The organism is Undibacterium sp. GW821-FHT11B02, from assembly GCF_058808955.1.
The window spans coordinates 363254-380734 of the sequence record NZ_JBXASD010000001.1 but is presented as its reverse complement, the minus strand read 5'-3'; the positions used below and the strand labels follow the sequence as shown (position 1 = coordinate 380734).

Annotated in this window: 15 protein-coding genes; 9 read left to right on the top strand and 6 right to left on the bottom strand. The window is 50.6% G+C overall.

Translation table 11 applies throughout. The features are described from left to right. Nucleotides 1-570: 570 nt before the first annotated feature. Nucleotides 571-2310 carry a methyl-accepting chemotaxis protein gene (locus AC1RVX_RS01680; protein ID WP_493214834.1) on the top strand — a complete coding sequence of 580 codons (1740 nt, stop codon included), beginning with the start codon at nt 571-573 and terminating at the stop codon, nt 2308-2310. Nucleotides 2311-2508: 198 nt separating this feature from the next. Continuing rightward, nucleotides 2509-2808: an energy transducer TonB gene (locus AC1RVX_RS01675; RefSeq protein ID WP_493214833.1), complete on the top strand. Its 300-nt coding sequence runs from the start codon at nt 2509-2511 to the stop codon at nt 2806-2808. A gap of 116 nt (nt 2809-2924) precedes the next feature. Here the strand turns inward: AC1RVX_RS01675 and AC1RVX_RS01670 are convergent, their stop codons facing one another. The 3 genes from AC1RVX_RS01670 to AC1RVX_RS01660 all read right to left on the bottom strand — a co-directional run bounded on the left by AC1RVX_RS01670 (nt 2925) and on the right by AC1RVX_RS01660 (nt 6657). Then, nucleotides 2925-5105, bottom strand: a complete 2181-nt coding sequence (locus AC1RVX_RS01670) for a M3 family metallopeptidase (protein WP_493214832.1) — start codon at nt 5103-5105, stop codon at nt 2925-2927. Between the two features lie 180 nt (nt 5106-5285). Then, the gene (locus AC1RVX_RS01665; RefSeq protein WP_493214831.1) at nt 5286-5417 is read right to left on the bottom strand and encodes a hypothetical protein; all 132 of its coding nucleotides are present in this window, start codon (nt 5415-5417) and stop codon (nt 5286-5288) included. Nucleotides 5418-5442: 25 nt separating this feature from the next. After that, on the bottom strand, nt 5443-6657 hold the full coding sequence (locus AC1RVX_RS01660; RefSeq protein ID WP_493214830.1) for an MFS transporter: 1215 nt from the start codon (nt 6655-6657) through the stop codon (nt 5443-5445). Between the two features lie 181 nt (nt 6658-6838). On the opposite strand from AC1RVX_RS01660, the gene AC1RVX_RS01655 reads away from it, so the two are divergent. The 3 genes from AC1RVX_RS01655 (at nt 6839) to AC1RVX_RS01645 (ending at nt 9739) form a co-directional block, all read left to right on the top strand. Continuing rightward, nucleotides 6839-8422 (top strand): AlkA N-terminal domain-containing protein, encoded by a 1584-nt coding sequence (locus AC1RVX_RS01655; protein WP_493214829.1) that lies wholly within the window; start codon nt 6839-6841, stop codon nt 8420-8422. A 25-nt stretch (nt 8423-8447) separates the two neighbouring features. Continuing rightward, entirely contained in the window at nt 8448-8996 is a 549-nt protein-coding gene (locus AC1RVX_RS01650; protein WP_493214828.1) for a methylated-DNA--[protein]-cysteine S-methyltransferase, read from the top strand. A gap of 179 nt (nt 8997-9175) precedes the next feature. Beyond that, nucleotides 9176-9739, top strand: a complete 564-nt coding sequence (locus AC1RVX_RS01645) for a phasin family protein (protein WP_493214827.1) — start codon at nt 9176-9178, stop codon at nt 9737-9739. 96 nt (nt 9740-9835) lie between these two features. On the opposite strand, the gene AC1RVX_RS01640 is transcribed toward AC1RVX_RS01645, so the two are convergent. Together AC1RVX_RS01640 and AC1RVX_RS01635 are read right to left on the bottom strand one after the other, a co-directional pair. Then, nucleotides 9836-10222 carry a hypothetical protein gene (locus AC1RVX_RS01640; RefSeq protein ID WP_493214826.1) on the bottom strand — a complete coding sequence of 129 codons (387 nt, stop codon included), beginning with the start codon at nt 10220-10222 and terminating at the stop codon, nt 9836-9838. 18 nt (nt 10223-10240) lie between these two features. Beyond that, a complete protein-coding gene (locus AC1RVX_RS01635) occupies nt 10241-12037 on the bottom strand; it encodes a sulfatase family protein (RefSeq protein WP_493214825.1) in 1797 nt (598 codons plus the stop codon). 125 nt (nt 12038-12162) lie between these two features. On the opposite strand from AC1RVX_RS01635, the gene AC1RVX_RS01630 reads away from it, so the two are divergent. From AC1RVX_RS01630 to AC1RVX_RS01620, 3 genes are all read left to right on the top strand, one after another. After that, nucleotides 12163-13056: a LysR family transcriptional regulator gene (locus AC1RVX_RS01630; protein WP_493214824.1), complete on the top strand. Its 894-nt coding sequence runs from the start codon at nt 12163-12165 to the stop codon at nt 13054-13056. A gap of 179 nt (nt 13057-13235) precedes the next feature. Next, nucleotides 13236-14411 carry an acetyl-CoA C-acetyltransferase gene (locus AC1RVX_RS01625; RefSeq protein ID WP_493214823.1) on the top strand — a complete coding sequence of 392 codons (1176 nt, stop codon included), beginning with the start codon at nt 13236-13238 and terminating at the stop codon, nt 14409-14411. Between the two features lie 364 nt (nt 14412-14775). Continuing rightward, nucleotides 14776-15909, top strand: a complete 1134-nt coding sequence (locus tag AC1RVX_RS01620) for a GGDEF domain-containing protein (RefSeq protein WP_493214822.1) — start codon at nt 14776-14778, stop codon at nt 15907-15909. Nucleotides 15910-15969: 60 nt separating this feature from the next. Here the strand turns inward: AC1RVX_RS01620 and AC1RVX_RS01615 are convergent, their stop codons facing one another. Next, nucleotides 15970-16902 carry a LysR substrate-binding domain-containing protein gene (locus AC1RVX_RS01615; protein WP_493214821.1) on the bottom strand — a complete coding sequence of 311 codons (933 nt, stop codon included), beginning with the start codon at nt 16900-16902 and terminating at the stop codon, nt 15970-15972. A gap of 161 nt (nt 16903-17063) precedes the next feature. Between AC1RVX_RS01615 and AC1RVX_RS01610 the strand changes: the two genes are divergently transcribed. Then, nucleotides 17064-17468 carry a tautomerase family protein gene (locus tag AC1RVX_RS01610; protein WP_493214820.1) on the top strand — a complete coding sequence of 135 codons (405 nt, stop codon included), beginning with the start codon at nt 17064-17066 and terminating at the stop codon, nt 17466-17468. Nucleotides 17469-17481: the final 13 nt, after the last annotated feature.

Sequence of the window (17481 nt, the reverse complement as noted above, 5' to 3'; positions counted from 1 at the left end):
TGCCTTATAAAAACCCCGGTAAAAAAACCGGGGTTTTTTTTCGAATTTCAATTCCCATTTTTTCTCGCTAAGTCTTTGATGCAAAGAAAAAAATACAAAAATTTTTGCTTTTATCAATGAGGTTGATTTGCTAATAAAGCATTGTTGCGATGGGAAAATCAAATAAAGCGTGAACAAAATTTAGTCAAAACACCCACCCGGCAAGAATAGTTAGTCCACATGAAAAAAAAGCAAATTTATATGCCTGCATAAATGAAAATACTTTCTGTCAGGAACTATAAAAATCGCGCATTTTGATAGAGACCATCACAGTAAAAACCCCTTGCCACTGGGCAAAATTCGAGTATATTTCTAACTTTATTTGCTGTATTCCCACAAATTAAAAGCTGATCACTCCAAAAAACCCTGTTTTCATCGGTTTTTGGTGAATAAGGCCGATCAGAGTGAATTTCGGTCTGGCGAATTAAAGACGCAGTAATTGCGTGGAGAACAGCAAGTAATAAAGCTTTGTCGGTATTCGTCACTTCCTCAACCTTTTTAAAACCAGTCAAGCAAATGAATTTATCAACAATGACAGTAAGTAAACGTCTGGGGCTGGGCTTTGCTCTGGTGTTAGCGCTATTGATTGCAGTGGCGGTAGTCGGCATTTCGAGGATGTCACAAATACAAGGGCGTCTGGAAAAGATCGTTAATGTCAGCAATGCCGAGACTCGTCTGGCGCTGGACATGCGTGCGATTGTGTATGACCGCATGGTGTCACTGCGTAATCTGACCTTGCTCAATGACGCAGGGGATATGGAACCGGAACTGGCCAAGATCGCTGACCAGTCAAAAAAATATGCCGCAGCAGATGAAAAACTGAGCAAGATGGGTGCTGAAGACGGTAATGTCTCAGCAGAAAAGAAAGCGCTGCTGACCAAGCTCAAGGAGGCGGAAACGGCAGCGGCATCTTTGCCAGCCAAAGCCCAGGAACTGGGTATGGCCAACAATGCTGAAGCCGCAACTATTACCCTGATCAAGAAATTGCGTCCTGTCCAGAAAAAATGGCTGGATGCTTTGGACGAACTCGTTACATTAGAAGACAAGCTGAATGGACAAACGGCAGACGAAGCCAAATCCGCCTTCAAGGCAGCAACTACCCTGATGCTGGTGCTGGGGGCACTGGCGCTGGCAGCTGGTATCAGTGCAGCATGGGCGATCAGCCGCAGTTTGCTGAAACAATTGGGTGGAGAGCCTGATTATGCAGCCACTATCGCGGGCCAGATTGCTGCCGGTGATTTGAGCGGACAGATAGACCTGAAATCAGGTGACCAGAAAAGTCTGCTGTTTGAAATGAAAAACATGCGTGACAGCTTGGTGAACATCGTTGCACAAGTACGTACCGGTACCGACACTATTGCCACGGCATCCAGCGAAATCGCCACTGGCAACCTGGACTTGTCTTCTCGCACAGAACAGCAGGCCGGTTCGCTGGAAAAAACCACGTCGTCCATGAAAGAATTGACGACCACCGTGAAGCAGAATGCTGACAATGCCCGTGAAGCCAATCAACTGGCCGCATCAGCCTCTGAAGTTGCACGTCAGGGTGGTGTCGTGGTGGCGCAGGTGGTTGATACCATGGGTTCCATTAATGAATCGTCCAAGAAAATTGTGGATATCATCAGCGTCATTGATGGTATTGCTTTCCAGACCAATATCCTGGCGCTGAACGCAGCTGTTGAAGCAGCACGTGCCGGCGAGCAAGGTCGCGGGTTTGCCGTGGTTGCTGCCGAAGTGCGTAACCTGGCACAACGTAGTGCTGCTGCTGCCAAAGAGATCAAGACCCTGATTGGCACCTCGGTAGAAAAAGTCGAAATCGGTACCAAGCTGGTTGGACAGGCTGGTGTGACAATAGATCAGGTGGTCTCCAGTGTAAAACACGTGACGGATATCATTGCCGAAATCAGTGCTGCCAGCCAGGAGCAAAGTGTCGGTATTGAACATGTGAACCACGCCATTATCGAAATGGATGGCGTCACCCAGCAAAATGCTGCTCTGGTAGAGCAAGCTGCTGCTGCCGCACAAAGCTTGCAGGATCAGGCCTCTGAACTGGCAAAAGTCGTCAGCGTATTCAAATTGCAGGCTGGTGAGCGCATCCAGCAAACGCTGGCAACGCCCACACCCACACCTGCACCGGTACGTCGTGTTGAGCCTGTGGTCGCAATTAAGCCTAAGGTCAGAAACAATCAGGTAAAATCTTTACCTGCGGCCAAGGTGCAAGTAAAAAAAGCCGCATCAGCAAACAGAAAAGATGAATGGGAAGAATTCTGATTACGCTGTCATGATTCCCGACCGGCTGTTTTGATACAGTTGGTTTGCCGATAGTAGTCAGGGTTCATGCTATTCGAATGTCAGTTAACAATGCTTGACTTGTGATCTGCCGGAATTTTTTTATACTGAACAAAAGTGAATAAAAATATTTTTATGAAACCGCAAATATCCGTTCTTGTTTCATCTCTGCTACTGCTAATGAGCGCTTCTGTACTGGCTGCTGAAACATCACCAGTCATGGAAAGCAAATCCTGCGAACCACCGAAATACCCAAAAGCCGCGCTGATGAATGAAGAGACAGGTACCGTCACCATGGGTTTCCTGATCAGTACTGATGGTAAAGTCGTTGAATCAAAAGTCGAAAAATCCAGCGGATCCAAAAGCCTGGACAAAGCCGCTTTGGGCGCATTAAGCCAATGCAAATTCAAACCAGGTACCAAAGATGGCAAACCTGATCAATTGTGGGCCAAGGTTGATTTCGTCTGGAAACTCGAGTAATCGTCGGGAGCGGTGACTTCAGAAGTTGGGTCATCTAAGTAGCAAATCGGAATATAAAAACAGGAAGGGGACACAATTATGTGTCCCCTTCCTGTTTTTGACTGAGTTATCAGCGTTTATTTCTGTCCTGATTGCAAACCGCGACGTATCAGCAAGGGTTCGATCTTGGGATCACGTCCACGGAACTGACGGAAGGATAACAACGGATCAACGCTGCCACCTTTGGACAGCAATTGCTGGCGGAACCAGTCGCCATTCTTGCGGCTGAGACCACCGTTTTCCTTGAACCATTCTACCGAATCGGCATCCAGCACTTCACTCCACAAATAGGCGTAGTAACCGGCTGAATAACCGCCGCCAAAAATATGCGAGAAATAGGTGGTGCGATAGCGCGGAGGTACCGGGGCAAAGTCCACACCAGCCTGTTTCAATGCCTGCGTTTCAAAGGCCAGTACATCGCTGGGGATTTGCACTGGCGTCAACTGGTGCCAGCGTTGGTCCAACAGTGATGCGGCAATATATTCGGTGGTGGTGAAGCCCTGGTTGAACTGATTGGCAGCACTGATTTTATCGACCAGCGATTGCGGGATGACCTCACCACTCTGATAGTGTTTGGCATAGTTCTTCAACACTTCCGGCCAGGTCGCCCACATCTCGTTAACCTGGGATGGATATTCGACAAAATCACGTGGGACATTCGTGCCGGAAAAATGCGGGTACTTCACTTTGGAAAACATGCCATGCAAGGCATGACCAAATTCGTGAAACGCGGTACGCACTTCATCAAAGGTCAGCAGGGTAGGCTGACCTGCGGGTGGTTGCGGAATATTGAGATGGTTGGCAATGACCGGATGAGTGCCAAACAGGCCCGACTGTTCGGTATACGCGTTCATCCATGCGCCACCACGCTTGGTATCGCGCGCATACATGTCCGCAATGAACAATGCCAGGCTGCTGCCATCGGCATCCAGCACTTCATACACCTTGACGCTCGGGTGATACACCGGCAAGTCCTTGCGTTCCCTGAAGCTGATGCCGTACAGTTTCGATGCCGCATAAAACACGCCGTTTTCCAGCACATTGTTCAACTCAAAATAGGGGCGCAACTGGCTGTCGTCAAAACTGTATTTGGCCTTGCGCAATTGTTCGGTATAGTAGGCCCAATCCCATGCTTCCAGCTTGAAACCACCTTGCTGCGCATCGATCAGTTTTTGCAGTTCTGCCGCTTCCAGCCTGGCGTTATTGATTGCCGCCGGGGCCAGTTCGGTCAGCATCTTGTTGACGGCAGTGGTGGTTTTTGCGGTTTCATCTTCCAGGCCATAAGCGGCATGGTTGGCGTAACCTAGCAAGGCGGCCCGTTCGGCCCGCAGACGAACTATCTTGAGAACGACATCGCGGTTATCAAATTCTCCACCATGGCTGCCGCGAGCTACCGATGCCTCATGCAAGCGCTGGCGCAGTGCCCGGTTAGCCAGCACGGCTTCAAATGGCTGGCCGGTGGTGTTCATCAGCGGTATCACGTATTTGTCGTTCAGGCCGCGTGCCTTGGCGGCTTCAGTTGCGCTGGACAATTCACCTTCTGACAGCCCCTGCAAGTCAGCCTTGTTATCGACGATGATGGCACCGGCATTGTTTTCTTTCAGCGCATTCTGGCTGAACTGGGTAGCCAGGGTCGCCAGCTGCGCATTCATGGATTTCAACTTGGTCTTGTCTGTTTCTGCCAGCCTGGCACCGGCCCGCACAAAGTCGGTGTAATAACGTTCCAGCAGACGGAAGGATTCGGCATCCAGGTTCAGGCTGCTGCGTGCTTCATACAATTTGCTGATGCGCTTGAATAATTGAGCGTTCAGAAAAATCTGATCTTGATGGGCAGCCAGTTTGGGGGCCAGTTCGCGCGACAGGGTTTCCAATACCGGGTTGGTATTGGTGGATGTCTGGTTGGTGAAGACGGTGGAAACACGGTTCAGCATTTGTCCGGCACGTTCCATCGCGACCACGGTATTGTCGAAAGTCGGTGCTGCCCGGTTGTTGGCAATGCGGGCGATTTCGGCATTCTGCTGGCGCATGCCCTCGGCAAAGGCGGGGGCATAATGGTCATTACGAATTTTGTCGAAGGGCGGGTACTCATACATCAGATTGCTGGCAGTGGCGAAGGGATTATTCGCCAGAGTGTTGAGGGGCTTCTTGCTGCTGACGGCCTTGGTATTTGCCGCTGTTTCAGCTGGCGCAGAGTTTGCCGCACTGGATTGAATTGCCAGTGCAGAACTCAGCAATATGAGCATGAGGTGTTTGTTCATAAGGTTTCCGGTATGAAATGAGTTCTAGTGACTGAGACAGGTAATGACAGAGGAAAACAGTGTATCAGACCATCATGCTGGAAAATAATTCCACGTCATGCTCCATGAGATCTGATTTTGTTATTGCTGGTGCTGGCCCGTTGCCTGGTCAGCGCAGAGTTCAGGCAGCGAAGGGAGGTTTCAGCAAAGGACGAAGCGATTCGCCAGTTCCAGAATGAAGGCCGGCCGCAGATAAGCCATGAAAGTCAAGGCCAGTACCACGGCCATCAGCAGCAGCCATAGCAGTTGCGGGATTTTTTTGCGCGATATCATGATCGTGGAAAAGACGAGGTTTTCATCATGCAACTGCCGTCTGTTCACGCACGATAGGTTTTTCGCTGATAGGGACATTCACCAGGGCGGCAAAAATACCCAGCGCCAGCACGATGCCCCAGACCATATCGTAATTGCCGGTCTTGGTATAAATATAGCCACCCAGCCAGACCCCCATGAAGCTACCCACCTGGTGTGAGAAAAACACAAAGCCCGATAGCATCGACAAGTACTTGACCCCGAAGATACCGGCAATGATGCCATTCGTCAGCGGCACGGTAGACAGCCACAGCAAGCCCAGCGCTGCAGAAAAAGCATAAATCGAATAGGACGATAAAGGTGCCAGCAGGAACAAGCCGATTACCACTGTGCGTGACAGATAAATCGTGGACAGCAGATAAGGTTTGGAAAACATCCCGCCCAGTTTGCCAGCGTAATAAGAGCCAAAAATATTGAACAGCCCGATCAGGGCAAGCGCAAAGACCGCGACATTCGGGTCAAGTATGCCCTTGTCCTTCAGATAAGCCGGCATGTGCACACCGATAAACACGACCTGGAAGCCACACACAAAATACCCGGCCAACAGCAACAGAAAAGGTTTATAGGCAAAGGCTTCGCGTATCGCCTGGCTGATACTTTGTTGAGGGCCGCTGGCTTGCTCCAGGGCAGGTTCACGTAGTTTCCAGGCCATAGGCAGCATGATGATGACTACCAGTGCCGCCAGCATGTAAAACGCATTTTGCCAGCCGGTATGCCCTATCAATTGCTGTTCCACCGGCATCATGACAAATTGTCCGAAGGAACTGGCTGCAGAAGAAATGCCAAATGCCCATGAACGTTTTTCCAGCGGTGCGGTACGACCAATGATGCCGCTGACGGCACCAAATGAAGTACAGGCAAGAGCTGCACCAATCAGCACACCGGTGCCCAGAATAAACACGGTAGGCTGGTCTATCATGGCCATCCACAGCAAGCCACCCGCATACAGGAAGGCACCGAGTATCACCATCTTCATGGTGCCGAAGCGGTCAATTGCCATACCCGCAAACGGGCCAAAGACACCCCACATCAGATTTTGCATGGCCATCGCCATGGAATAGGTTTCCCTGGTCCAGCCATGCGCCTGCGATATAGGCTGCATCCACAAGCCAAAACCATGTCGTACGCCCATGGCCAGCGTTAAGACGAAACCGCTGGCAATCAGCACGGTCTTGAGATCGGGGGCGCGTTGAGTCGTCATGGGATAGATGGTTTACGTATAAGGAAATACATTCCAGTGTAGTCGAAACTTGAACATCATGTGGACTGCCCCAAAGACCATGACGGTATTGCCTTCTTGTATTCGGTACATGGTGGTTTCGGCTGGATTTATTTGTCCGAAAACGGCTAGAACAGTGCCGCACACTCGCGTATAAATACAAATGAAGAAAGCAAAGCAGGTTGACCGTACAGACAAGGATGAAGTGGCAGTAATGAAAACAGTAAAAAACACGATGGAAAAAACGGTAGCCTCCGCCATTTTATTTCCTGAAGCGGGTGACAGTCCGACCCAGCAGCAATGCTATTACCGCGCTCTTGCAGCCAGGGACAGTCGTTTTGACGGGGTCTTTTTTACCGGTGTAAAAACTACCGGTATTTATTGCCGTCCGGTATGCGGTGTCAAAACCCCGCGTGAATCTTCCTGTGAATTTTTTAATAGTGCAGCAGCGGCTGAAGCAGCGGGTTTTCGTCCCTGCCTGCGTTGCCGGCCTGAACTGGCACCGTATGCTTTGCAACAGAATCTGGCGCATGCCGTGTGGCAAAGAATTGCTGATGGGGCATTGAATGAAAACGACCTGGAAAGTTTTTCGCGACAGGTTGGCCTGTCTTCACGGCAACTGCGGCGAGTGATGTTGCAAGAATTTGGTGTCACACCGGTTGAACTGGCACAGACCCAGCGCCTGCTGTTCGCCAAAAAATTGTTGCAGGAAACCCGGCTGGGCATGGCAGAGATAGCATTCGCTGCCGGTTTTGGCAGTGTCAGGCGGTTTAATGCCCTGTTTTCTGAACGTTATCAGATGGCTCCTGGTTCCATACGACGCGCCGCTGATCTTGGTGGTGAAGGTGTCAGCCTGCGCCTGGCTTATCGCCCACCGTATGCATGGGATGCAGTCATTGCTTACCTTGCCGGTCGTGCCATGCCGGGGCTGGAAGCAGTGATAGAAGAAAAGGGCGGCAAAGCCTATGTCCGTAGTGTGCAAATCGATGGAATCACTGGCTGGTTGAAAGTTGCCCATTTGCCTGATAAACATCAACTGAGTCTGCAAGTAGCACCGGAACTTGCACCAGTATTGATGCCTTTGATGGCACGTGTCAGACAACAATTTGACCTGGAAGCCAATCCGGCCATCATACAAAGTCATCTGGAAAATGATGCCATGCTGACAGCACAAATCCAGCGCACGCCCGGCATGCGGGTGCCGGGTGCTTTTGACAGTTTCGAGTTGGCAATCCGTGCCGTACTCGGCCAGCAAGTCAGTGTCGCTGGGGCAACCACGGTAGCCGGGCGACTGGTAACACGTTTCGGTCAGGCGGCAACGACGCCGTTTGCGGCGATCACCCGTCATTTTCCCTCACCACAAACCATTGTTGACCTGTCGGTTGATCAACTGGCAGGTATCGGCATTCCCGGGACACGGGCAGCGACGCTGCAGCACATTGCCCAATTCACGCTGGATGGTGGCTTGCAAAGACAACCGGCCGCCAGTTCGGATGACATGGTTGCCAGATTGAAGACCGTGCGCGGCATCGGTGAATGGACGGCGCAATACATTGCGATGCGGGCTTTGCGTTTTTCCGATGCATTCCCGGCTGGCGATCTGGGTCTGCAAAAAGCAGCAGCACAGCTCAGTCTGCCACCACAGGCTCGCCTGACAGAAAAGCAGTTACTTGGCCGTGCCGAAGCATGGGCGCCATGGCGCGCTTATGCCGCATTGTTGCTGTGGCAATCCCTGGCGACATCTTGATGTACATGTAAGAAAGAAAGGAAACATGATGAAAACCATCCACTATATGAATATGGATAGTCCGCTGGGCTCCTTGTTGCTGGCTGCCAGCGCAAATGGTATTTGTGGCGTGTATTTTGAACACCACAAGCATTTTAAGGGGAGTGCAGGCTGGCAATTGAATCCGCAACACCCTCTGTTGGTACAGGCCAGCCAGCAGTTGCGTGACTATTTTGCAGGACAGCGCCAGGATTTTGACTTGCCGCTGGATTTGTCGGCAGGCACAGCGTTTCAGCAAGCCGTCTGGGCTGGCTTACGGCAAATTCCGTTTGGCACGACGGCCAGTTACGGGCAACTTGCACAACATATCGGGCAGCCAGCGGCGGTACGGGCGGTTGGTGCGGCGAATGGGCGCAATCCCGTTTCCATCATCATTCCTTGTCATCGTGTCATCGCCAGTTCGGGGGCATTGACAGGTTACGCCGGTGGTTTGGAGAATAAGCAAGCCTTGCTGAGGTTGGAAAAGGGCAAGGGTAAAAGCGATAAACCTGACAATAAACAAGACCAGGCCCAATCGTCACTTTGCTTTGTATAGTATTTCAAGCGAGGTTTCTGAAATGTAATTTAGCTAATTTTGGTGCGATGCACAAAAAGTGCTTGACCTTTTAAATTCTCCGTGTAAAATCGTAATTGTTGCGGTGCACCATTCAATTGAGTTAATGGAAGGCGCTGCCGATGTTTGAATCCACTTAATTCCATTTACCGGAGAATGTTATGACTACCAATACACCAGAACAATTTATCGCTGCTACCAAAGCTAACCTGGAAGCCCAATTTGCTTCCCTGACTTCTCTGAACAAGAAAGCCTTTGAAGGTCTGGAGCAATTGTTTGCCCTGAACGTCAATGCTGCCAAAGCCAGTTTTGAAGAAGGTACAGCTGCTGCCAAGCAATTGATCGGTGCCAAAGACCCACAAGAATTTTTCTCCCTGACTGCAGCACAAGCTCAGCCAAGTGCAGAAAAAGCCCTGGCTTATGGCCGTCACCTGGCAAGCATCACTACAGCAACTCAGCAAGAATTCACTAAAGCAGTTGAAGCGCACATCGCTGAAACAAATACTAAAGTGATCTCTCTGATCGACGAAGTAACTAAAAATGCACCAGCTGGTTCCGAACAAGCTGTGACAGCTTTGAAATCTGTTGTTGGCAACATCAACGCAGGTTACGAACAACTGTCCAAAACAACCAAGCAAGCTGTGCAAACACTGGAAGAAAACCTGACCAAGGCTACCCAGCAATTCACACAAGCTGCTGAAAAAGCAACTGCTAAAAAGAAGTAATTAGCAATTGATGTTTCAGGCTCAATGAAAATTGAGTTGCAGTATAAAAATCCCCTGATGCTCGCATGAGGGGATTTTTTCATGTCTGGTCAAAATTTAAGTTTGCGGTTGTGCTGGCTTGCCCAGCAAATAAATCAGATACAGCACAACACAGGTGCCATCAAAAAAGGCCGCAACATGCAAGCCCTGCAAGGCCGGCTCGGCCCAGTTGATTGTCACCATGACGACCAGGCCCAGTTTTTCTGTTGTCGCTGCCAATAAAATCGCCCGGCGTGCCTGCACCTGTTTGACGGCATACAAGATCAAAGCGCCGACTACAAAGGCCATCAAACCCCAGTGGCGGGCGAAAAACAGGCCAGTAACATCACCCACCTGCATGCCGGATGCCTGCAGGAACAGGGTAGGGGCCAGAAATTGCAAGCCCGCCAGCATGGTGACTATGCCACTGACATACAGGATTTTGCTTATGGTTTTTTCTTGCATGTTCTCCCCCAGGTTTATTCAGGTTTCTCGTTGATATAAAAATGCCGGTCCTGGCAATTCTCTGCCCAGATCATCACCGACTTCGGTAGTGATCAGTGTATTCAACTTGCTGTTTAAATTCAGCAGCAATTCTTTATATTGCTCCGGCTTGGCCGCCAGGTTGGTGATTTCATTAGGATCCGTGTGGGTGTCGTAAAGCTCCAGCTGGTTGCGGGTGGTCAGGTTTTGCCAGTCGCGTGGTTGATGGTGATCGGCAGGTTTGAAATAACGGGCAAATTTGTAGCGGCCATCATGGATGCCGCGAAACAGCGCCGGGTTGTCCAGGCTGGGTAAAAACTGCCCGCTTTCAAGACCGATGAAAAGCGAACTCAGCTTGCTATACGTCTTACCGGTGGTTGCACCCTTGCGTGTGAATTCCGGGTCCATATACAGTGGCACACCATAATTGAACAAGATGCCTTTCTTGTCCCGCTCTGTAGTCGCCCCCGGCGTGGTGATGGCGGCGCTGATATCCATGCCTTTCAGGTAGGGGTATTTTTCTGCAGTTGCACGGCTATCGACCCCGGCCATACCCAGTATGGTGGGTACCAGGTCGATATGTGAACCTAGCGCGTTGGTCATCCTGCTGCCTGCCACATCCGGGTGACGTACGATGAAGGGCAGGCGCAGGTTTTCCTTGTACATGAAAGGGCCTTTCTGACGCAGTTTATGTGCGCCAGCCATTTCGCCATGATCTGAGGTATAGATGACGATAGTGTCCTGCTCCATGCCCAGCTTTTTCAGTGCCTGCAAGACCGTCATTGCGTGGCTGTCGACATCCCGCACGCAATTGAAGTAATAGCTTTGGTAGGCACGCCATGCAGCTTCATCATTTGGGTCTATATGACCATACAGCCAGTTGCACATTTCCATGTAGGAAGTCGTGGCCCAGGGTTTGTCCTTCAACTGGTCCTGGTAATAACTATCCGGTAGCGGCAGATCCCAGATTTTGTCATAAAAACCGCCAATCGGTGGCGTAGACAAGGGCGACAGCATATTGCGTTGCTGCCTGCTGGATACCTGTTTATCCCCGGTACTGATGTACATGACATCATGCGGATTGACGAAATTCACCGCCAGAAACCAGGGTTGCCTGCCGCGCATACTACGCATCTCGTGCCCCTTGCTACACAGCCATTGCACGGCATTACTGGCGATTTGCCCATCATAACGGTAACCGGTCCAGGTGGAACCATGTGGATCACCATCGGCGTTATAGTCAGAAAAACCAAAAGGCTCAAGCGCGTTTTCAGTCGTTGGGTAAGGCCCGTACACCAGGCCGGGGTCGGCCCGCAGATGGCTCAAATGCCATTTTCCCTTATACGCAGTGTAGTAGCCCTGCGCTCGTAACAAATGCCCGAGACTAGGTAAGCCGTCTGCCAGTTGCGGGAAAGATGGTGGCGCATCCACATTCGCCGTCATCTGCGTGTGTTGTGTATGCTGGCCGAAATACATATTCGAGCGGGATGGTGAGCAAGGCGTGGTATTCGCATGGAAATTCATCATGCCTGTGCCTTGTTCCAGCAGCATCTCATGCGCTGACAAGCTCAGGCCAGATGGCAAGTCTTGCCAGTGGCGCAACTGGTCATTCACGATCAGCAAGATATTCGGACGCCGCTGGCGTAAGCCTGCAGCTGACATTGCACCCGGCACTTTTGGCAGGCTGCGTGGCCTCAGATGCTGGTCAGCCATACCGCCCATGGCGGCACCAAGACCCACAGTTGCCATTGCTGCCAACACTTTTCTACGACTGATATTGCTGTCCTGGTTTGCCATGTTGTCTCCATCTGAGCTTGTAGTTTCTATTCATACAAGCCAGTTTGGAATACTTAGGTGAATGCGTCCAATGCATTATAATTATTATCTCAATGCTTTTAAGGTATGGCATCTATAAACTTCCTATGAACCTGAACAAACTTAAACATGCGGTCGTACTGGCAGAGCAAGGCAATTTTGCCCGTGCGGCAGACAAGCTCAACCTTAGCCAGCCAGCATTGAGCCGCAGCATTTCCGGACTGGAAGACGAACTGGGTATGCGTCTGTTTGACCGCGACCAGTCAGGTGCTACCATTACCGCTGCTGGGCGGCAACTGGTTACCCGTGCACATGATTTGTTGTATGCCGCAAACAACCTCAAGCAAGAGATGGCGCAACTACGTGATTGCGAAAGTGGTCAGATTGTTTTCGGGGCCGGGCCCTTCCCAGCGGGCAGCTTTTTACCTGCGGTATTGACCGAACTGGCCGTCACTTATCCACGTATGCGTACAGTACTGGAAGTGAATAACAGCGATACCTTGATGGAACACTTGCTGGCCGAGAAATTGGAATTCTTTATCGCCGATACCCGTACCGTGAATCCCAACCAGCATGTCAAGATCAGGCACCTGACGCAACAGTCTGGTGGTCTTTATTGCCGTCGTGAGCACCCACTGACGACAAAAGATATGCTGAGTATGCATGACTTGCAAAGCGCGAGCTATGCCAGCGTGTACCTGGCGGATATTTTCCTGCCGTCTTTACGCAAGGCGTTTGGGTTGGAACCGGGTCAGGATTTGCCGCTGGTAACCACTTGCGACAATATTTATGTCTTGAAGCAGGTTGTCTTGCATAGCGATGCCATTCTCTTGTGTACCCAGGCAGCCGTGGCAAAAGAGCTAGCGTATGGCGAGCTGGTCGAACTGAAAGTGGATGGCTGGCAAGCCATTCATGCTGAAATTGGCGTGGTCAGTCTGGAGCGGCGCAGCCTGTCACCCATGGCAGAGTTGGTACTGGCTAAAGTGGCCGAACATGTATAAATGCAAGCATTCTGATTCACATCAAGCCAGACTCATAGCAAAACACCATCTTTTTTTAAGTGTGCCAACTACTGCAAGCACGAGCAGTGGTAAGCTAGAGGATGTATCCTATACGCAGGATTTAGCAGCACTCGTTTGACCATCCCAATACCCTCAGAGGTAAAACCAGGAGAATTCACATGCAAGACGTGGTAATCGTAGCTGCAGGCCGTACTGCAGTAGGTAAATTTGGCGGCTCTTTGGCAAAAACTGCTGCTTCCGAACTGGGTGCCCATGTCATCAAGGCTTTGCTGGCAAAAACCGGCATCAGTGGTGATCTGATCAATGAAGTCATTCTCGGTCAGGTGCTGACCGCTGGTGTCGGCCAAAATGCGGCGCGTCAGGCTGTCATCAAGGCTGGCTTGCCAGACATGGTCCCGGCATTCACTATCAACAAGGTATGTGGTAGCGGTTTGAAAGCAACGCATCTGGCAGCACAAGCCATCAAGGCGGGCGACGCAGACATTATCATCGCCGGTGGCCAGGAAAACATGAGTGCATCCCCTCATGTGTTGAACGGTTCCCGCGATGGCTTCCGCATGGGCGACGCCAAACTGGTTGACACCATGATCGTGGATGGACTGTGGGACGTATATAACCAGTACCACATGGGTATCACTGCCGAAAACGTCGCCAAAAAATTCGGCGTCACCCGTGAAGAACAAGATTTGTTTGCCCTGGCGTCCCAAAACAAGGCAGAAGCTGCGCAGAAGGCAGGCAAGTTCAAGGATGAAATCATTCCTTTTGAACTGGTCAGCAAAAAAGGCACGACCGTTTTTGACAGTGATGAATTCATCAAGCACGGCACCACGCTGGAATCGCTGTCGTCTTTGCGTCCGGCTTTCGACAAAAATGGCACGGTCACTGCCGGTAATGCCTCTGGCCTGAACGACGGCGCTGCTGCCGTTATCATGATGTCCGCCAAAAAAGCGGACGAGCTGGGTTTGCCAGTGCTGGCCCGCATCAAGGCTTATTCTTCTGCCGGTATTGACCCAAGCATCATGGGCATGGGCCCAGTCCCTGCGACCCAGTTGTGCCTGAAAAAAGCAGGCTGGACGCATCAAGACCTGGATCTGATGGAAATCAATGAAGCCTTTGCTGCACAAGCCATCGGCGTCAACAAGGAAATGGGCTGGGATACCAGCAAGATCAACGTCAACGGTGGTGCGATTGCAATCGGCCATCCTATCGGGGCATCCGGTTGCCGCATCCTGGTCAGCCTGATCCATGAAATGATACGTCGCGATGCCAAAAAAGGTCTGGCGAGTCTGTGTATCGGTGGTGGTATGGGTGTGGCGCTGGCGATAGAACGTTAAGCCGCCCGCTCAGTCTCAGATCGCAAACCCCGCTGATTTATTCAGCGGGGTTTTTCCATTTTGGGGGCGACAAAATATACCTGGTTAGTTTATTTTAGAGCGCATCTCTCAATTTGATTGCCTGCACGCCCTGGTCAGTCACCTCTTCAAAAATACAAACAATCATTCATTTGATTGCAATTGATTGATTATTCCCCGCAGTTCCGGAGCTGGAATTCACGGCCTTGTTATACTTGCGCGCTAATATATTACTGAAAATAGTTGCACTGAACAGCAATGCGCCTGGTGCACTTATTTTGCTTATACCCGCTTGTCATATTATTCAATCAGGCACCTCTTCGCATTTATGTTCCCCGAAATAAATTTGGCTACTGTCCTGTTACTGCACGAAACTTCACTTCTTATTGGCGCATTTGCTTTTTTGTACTTACGAAAACAATTGGTGGCAGTAAAAGGCTTGGGTCTGTTAGCCATTGCTTTCATTGCTTTGGCCGCGGGCGCAACGGTCGCTGGTCTGGGTGAAAATGCGAGCCTGCCTTATTGGTTGTGGACACATCTGAGCCTTTTCCTTGGCACTTTGGGTTATGCGCTTTTTTGGGCAGGATTGAGCGAATTAAGTGGCCGGCGCGGCTGGCAGAAAAACAGGCTGGTGCTGTCAGTGCCAGTGAGCTTGGCCTTATTAGGATGGCTTACAGATTTTCCTGGCCAAAACGTCTTGCGGGCCAGCGTCTTCCATATTAATGCAGTGATATTTTTGATACTTACCGCATTGAAAGTTCGCCTTGATTACCGTAATGAGGCACTTCCTGTACGCAGGTTATTGGCGGCAACGCTAATCCTGAGTGCGCTAGTTTATACAATCAATCTCATTAGCCTGATCTCTGGAAAGACCTTCATTTTTCCCATTGCAGAGATGTTCTTGCTGCAAATTTTGCTTAATTTTGGCATCGCATTGCTGACCGTTATTTTGGTCAACGAACGCACTGAACGCCATTTGAAATTGATGGCTCAGACAGATCAATTAACAGGAATAGGAAATCGTCGCTGGTTTCTGGATCAACTTCCAGAAAATATATGCCAGGGCATGGCAGTGATCATCATGGATCTTGACCATTTCAAGCAGATCAATGATCGTTTTGGACATGCTGTCGGGGATATGGTTTTAGTGGAATTTTCGCGTCATGTCAGTGGCACTTTGCGGGAGCGCGACGCCTTTGCACGATATGGCGGCGAAGAATTTGTGCTTTACTTCCCGCAGGTATCTGTACCTGAGTTAACGGCAATAGGCAGGCGTTTATGCCAGGAAGTCGAGTCACTGATGATCATGAGCCAGGGTACTCGCGTAGCAATTGCAGTAAGCATGGGGGCGGCATTTGCGAATGGCAAGAATGATTCATGGACTCAGATATTGCACAGAGCCGATTTGGCGCTCTATGCTGCCAAGACGGCTGGACGGAATCGCCTTGTTATTGATGAGTCAACTAACGTGCATTACTAATTTGTGCATTAAGGAAGGCCTGGTGAGCTTGTGTATCGACGGCGGACGGGGAATGTAAGATCAGGAGTCCTGCAGATGATCCGGCTTGCCAGCGGGCAAAGGGCATAGCAGAGCCTGGTTTTGCAGCCAGATGCAGAACAGATCGAGCTTTTTGTCTTGCTTGCGGCTACGTTGCGCCACGTAGCGATAAGTACTGGCAGAAAAGCCCAAAGGGGCGATCAGTCTACCGCTGCGGATATCGTCCAGCACCAGATGCCAGGGGGCAATGCAGATACCAAGGCCGGCTACGGCAGCTTCCAGCGTAAAGTAATAATGTTCAAATTCTCGCCCCACTGTGTTGGGTACAGCGCAATTGGTGGCTGCCCCCCACATCTGCCAGGCATTTGCTCTGGTGCGGGTATGCAATAAGGGTTTACCTTCCAGGTCAGCAGCAGTCAATATGCTGGTGCTGGCTACCAATGCAGGCGAAAGTACAGGCCCCAGCCATTCCTGAAACAGCGGTAATACCTTGCTGTCATGTTGTTCATCCATATTCTCCACGCGAATCACCAGGTCATAGCGTTCCTGTGCCATATCCTCAGTCTGATGTGTGCTATGTCTGCGGTCAGCTGAACTCAGTCTGATATCGATGTCAGGGTACCTGGAATTGAAATCAAAAAGACGCGGAATCAACCATTTGACCGTGAAGGTATTGAAACAGCATATGTCCAGCGTGCCACTGCTGTCCTCGCGTACTGCGTTCACGGCAATTTCCATCTGGTCAAAAGCGGCTGTCAGGGCAGGCAACAATTGCCTGCCCATGGAGCTTAGTTGTGGACGGTTTTTTGAGCCTTCAAATAAAACTGTTCCCAGACTTTGTTCCAGTTGCTGTACCTGGCGGCTGATAGCACCGGGGGTAACCGCTAATTCATCGGCGGCAGCAGTCATGCGCCCCAGCCTGGCGGCAGCTTCAAAGGCGCGGAGTGCATTCAGGGGAGGCAGGCGACGTTTCATTATTTGAGTTTACCGCACATAGGAATGAATGGAAATCGCTTTTCTTCGCAGAAGCTTTCCTCAAGAATGGCGTTGGTTCCATTCGTGTCAAAGAAAATCTTGCCTGGCCCATCTTTAGCTCCAATTTCAGGTTCTTTCAAAACTATTACAGGAAATATCACATGCCATTTATCCGTACCCATGTCAGCAAAAGTACTGACCAACAACAGCGCCAGGCTATCGTCGAAGGTATCCACCAGGCTTTGGTGGCCAGCATAGGCATGCCACAAGATGAGTTGTTCAACCTGGTCACCAGCTATGAAGCGGAAGATTTTTTCTACAGTCGCAGCTTCAATGGCGTGGCCCGTTCCGACAAACTGGTGGTGATAGACATCAGCCTGCGGCGCGGTCGTAGTGATGCCATGAAGCGTGATTTATATGCCCACATCGCAGAAAACCTGGAAGCACAAGCTGGTGTGGATAAGTCAGATGTCTTTATCTTCATGCATGAAAACGATTATTCGGACTGGTCTACAGGCCATGGCAAGTTTGCCATGGCATTGGTGCAGCAGGTGGCAGCTGGTTAAGGAAGAAACGCGT